We start from the raw sequence: 1,785 nt of genomic DNA on the forward strand, positions 1-1,785 counted from the left end.
ACTAGACCCGGACTTCGCGGGTCGTTGTTTCAGGTCTGTGGCCAGCGGGTTTGTGTGATGTCGGTGTCGAGGAGGTCGAGGAGGTGGAGTTGGACGCCACGGTTGATCTGGACGGTTGGCGGGTCGGTGACGTTGCCGATCCGCAGGGTGAGTTCGCCGAGGTGGTAGAGGATCATCCGGCCGGTGGGCCGGACCCGTCGGTTGTCCGGATAGAGGCCGGCCATGGTCTCTTCCGGGCCCAGAGCGCGTCTGACCTGCCGCTCGATCAGGCAGAAGACGAGCAGGGCCAGGCAGATCACCTGGATCAGCGCGGCGACACGCCGGTTGTGCTGGACGAAGACCGGCGCGACCGCGAGGGGGCCCTTGAAGTCGTGATAACGCCGTTCGACCGAGCCCTGGCCCTTGTAATGGATCAGCACCTGGGCCGCGCCGGCCTTCTCGGCCGGGATGCTGGTCAGCAGCGCCCACCAGCCGTCCACCGCGGCCTCGGCGTCCAGGACGTCCTGGTCGAAGTGCCACTGAAAGGCGGGAGGTTCGCCTTCGCCTCCGTTGATCGTCCAGCGCAGGCAGGAGGTGACGTGCCGCTTGGCTGCGATGACCCCGATCCGGGCCGTGATCTTCTGGTGGGTCCGATAGTGCTGGCCACCCGCCGCACTGGCGAGTTTGTCCATCTCCTCGCCGGCCCGGGCCAGTCGCTTCTCGCGAGCCCGGCGCTGGCCCGCCGCGACAGCGGTGGAGTGCACCAGGATCCGGCGCACCCGGTGCACCGGATCCCGCTTGCGGCGCCCGGCCATGGTGTGGATGTCCTCCAGCACCCGGTAGCTCTCCTGCTCGGCGGCCGGCTTGTCGGTGTCCCGCTCGGGCACCCAGTCCACCTCCTGCGCCTGCGCGAGGTCCAGAGCTGCGTAGACCTCGTCCTTGACCTGCGCGGCCGGGACCGGTGCGATGAAATCCACCCCGGCCGCGAGCAGTGCGGCGACATTCGCATAGGACACCAGCTTGGAATCGGCGACCATGAGGAACTTCTGTTCACCGGCCATGCCCCGCAGGTCCGTCATCGCGCCGACGACCTGGCTGACCTCGGCCGCACCCCCGTCGAAGACACGGGCATGGAGAGGAACGCCGCCATCGGCGGAGACCGCGAGTCCGGCCTGGACCTGCTTCAGGTCCACCCGCCGGTCCTTGGGGCGCCCGTAGCCGATGACCGGGTACTGCTCGTCCTGGTTCCCGGCAGGGAAGGCGCCATGGACGGACATGCTGGTCATGTCCCAGTGCAGCCTCGACACGTCGATCCCGAACTCGGTGATTGCCCGGGCGCCGACCGTCCCCGCGATTCTGTCCAGCTCCGGCGCGATCGCGTCCAGGGCCCGGGCCAGACGGTCGTCGTTGAGCAGAGCCGGCTCGATGCCGAAGACCTCCTCCACCGCCCAGGTGCGGGCCCAGTCCCCGACCCGCACCAGTGGTGCGGGCGAGGTCAGCCGGTTGGCGACCAGTGCCTCGATGACCTGTCCGTGCGTCAGATGCGCGCTCGCGCCGCCCGGACACACCTCGTCGACGATCCCGGCCACATCCAGCCGGCGCAGAAACTCGGCAGCGACAGGCAGAGCGCCCAGACGCTTCTCCACCACGGACGTCACCACAACTTCAAGGCGCTGACGCTGGGACCGTGGCCGCGGGGACCGGGAAGTCATCGACACATCCGGATCAACGCCACACGACCGGTCCGGGACACTCCCGGACCGGTCACACCATACGAATCAACGACCCGCGAAGTACGGGACTAGA

Annotated in this window: 1 protein-coding gene; it reads right to left on the bottom strand. The window is 68.5% G+C overall.

What is annotated here, in order from left to right:
* Positions 1 to 29: 29 nt before the first annotated feature.
* Positions 30 to 1,628 (bottom strand): IS1634 family transposase, encoded by a 1,599-nt coding sequence (locus tag AB0O19_RS38445; RefSeq protein WP_363626392.1) that lies wholly within the window; start codon positions 1,626 to 1,628, stop codon positions 30 to 32.
* Positions 1,629 to 1,785 lie beyond the last annotated feature (157 nt).

Origin of the sequence: Kitasatospora sp. NPDC091276 (assembly GCF_040684355.1) — a bacterium.
Taxonomy (GTDB): Bacteria; Actinomycetota; Actinomycetes; order Streptomycetales; family Streptomycetaceae; genus Kitasatospora.